This window comes from Ruminococcus callidus ATCC 27760, from assembly GCF_000468015.1.
Lineage (GTDB): Bacteria > Bacillota > Clostridia > Oscillospirales > Ruminococcaceae > Ruminococcus_C > Ruminococcus_C callidus.
Genome location: NZ_KI260345.1, coordinates 7,833 through 10,170, shown reverse-complemented (window position 1 = coordinate 10,170; position 2,338 = coordinate 7,833). Strand labels below are relative to the sequence as shown.

General features: G+C 43.4%; 1 protein-coding gene. It reads left to right on the top strand.

Annotation, left to right across the window (positions count from 1 at the left end):
- On the top strand, positions 1-2,338 hold a 2,338-nt coding region (locus RUMCAL_RS14970; RefSeq protein ID WP_169725982.1), incomplete at both ends, for a leucine-rich repeat domain-containing protein.

Below are 2,338 nucleotides of genomic sequence, written 5' to 3'. Positions count from 1 at the left end.
GGTGCAGGGACAGAATCGGGAACGCAGACATGGACAGAAGACAACCTGATCTGGACACTGGACGCTGAGGGCACAATGACCGTCAGCGGCAAAGGGGAGATGACGGATAGTCCTGCATGCAGCAATAGCAACATAAAAAAAGTTGTGATTGAAGATGGCGTTACAAGTATCGGTAATTATGCGTTTTGTGAATGTAACAATTTAGAGAGCATCACGATTTCCAATAGTGTCATAAGCATCGGAGATTCTGCGTTTTCCGATTGCAGCAATTTAGCAAGCATCGAAATTCCGAGTGGTGTCACAAGCATCGGAAGTTCTGCGTTTTACAATTGCACCAGCTTGACAAGTATCACCATTCCAGATGGTGTCACAAGTATCAGAAGTTCTGCATTTGAGAACTGTAGCAATTTAGCAATCATTGAAATTCCAAATGGTGTCACAAGCATCGAAAATAATGCATTTTCCGGTTGCACTGGCTTAATCAGCATCGAAATTCCGGATAGTGTCAGAAGCATCGGATTTTTTGTGTTTTCCAATTGTAGCAGCTTGACTAGCATTATCATTCCAAATAGTGTCACAAGAATCGAATGGGATATGTTTTCTGGTTGTAGTAGCTTGACTAGCATTGTCATTCCAAATAGTGTCACAAGCATTGGAAGTTCTGCGTTTTCCGGTTGCAGCAGCTTGGCAAGCATCACGATTCCAAGTAGTGTCACAAGCATTGGAGAAGGTGCGTTTTCTGGCACAGCTTGGTTAACAAACGAACAGCAAGGAAACCCGCTTGTGATTGTAAATGGAATCTTGATCGACGGCACAACTTGTTCGGGAGAAGTAACGATTCCGAACGATGTCACAAGAATCGGAGTTTCTGCGTTTCAGAAATGCACCAACTTGACCAGCATCATAATTCCAGAAGGTGTCACAAGCATCGGATATTCTGCGTTTGAGAACTGTAGCAATTTAGCAAACATTGAAATTCCAAGTAGTGTCACAAGCATCGGAACGAATGCGTTTAATGGCTGTACTGCTTTGACCGAGGTGCTTCTGGAAGGCAACTCTACGCTGACATACAATGATCTCGGCGTAGATACAAGCAAAGTCATAATCCGCCTGAACGAAGATGATGGTTTGACTTGGACACTGAACACCGATGGCACAATGACCATCAGCGGCACAGGGCCAATGAAATCTTACGATGATAACCTTGAAGGTCGTCGCCCTTATAATAGCCCTGTATTCAACAATAGTAAAATAAAAAAAGTTGTGATTGAAGATGGTGTTACAAGCATTGGCGATTTTGCATTTATGTGGTCCGGCTTGACCAGTATCACGATTCCAGAGAGTGTCACAAGCATCGGAAATGGTGCATTTTTTGCTTGTAAAAACTTAACAAATATTACGATTCCGGATAGTGTCACAAATATCAAAAATTGTGCATTTTTCGTTTGTGACAGCTTAACCAGCATCAAAATTCCGGAGAGCGTCACAAGAATCGGAGAAAGGGCGTTTCAGAATTGCACCAGCTTAACCAACATTGAAATCCCGGAGAGCGTCACACGCATCGAAAGGAGTATGTTTTCTGGTTGTAAAAATTTGACTAGCATTACCATTCCAAATAGTGTCACACGCATCGAAAGGAATGCGTTTTCTAACACGCCTTGGTTAAGAAACAAACGAGATGAAAATCCGCTTGTGATTGTAAATGGAATTTTAATCGATGGACAAACTTGTCAGGGGAAAGTAACGATTCCCAAAAATGTCACAGAAATTGGAGAATGTGCGTTTTCCAACTGCACTGGCTTGACAAGTATCACGATTCCAAGTAGTGTCACAAGCATCGGAGAATCTGCGTTTTCCAACTGCACTGGCTTGACAAGTATCACGATTCCAAGTAGTGTCACAAGCATCGGAGAATCTGCGTTTTCCGGTTGCAGCAGCTTGACAAGCATCACGATTCCAGAAAGTGTCACAAGCATTGGAAGTGGTGCGTTTTATGCATGCACCAACTTGACCAGCATCACGATTCCAAGTAGTGTCACAAGCATCGGAATTGATATATTTGATAACTGCGATAAATCGCTTGAAATTACGGTTTCCTGCGATTCTACGCTGGCAAAAGACGATTTCGGAGAAGCATCTGAAAAGGTAACATATCGTCATTCTCTCGTGAAAACCGATGCCAAGGATGCGACTTACACCGAAGCCGGAAACGTGGAATACTGGACCTGTGAGAACTGCAAAAAGCATTTCCTGACCGATGAAACCGATGTAGAAGCTGCCAAAGAGGTGGAGCTGTCGGAAATTGTGAAACCTGTTCCGGTTCAGGTTGCCACAGCGA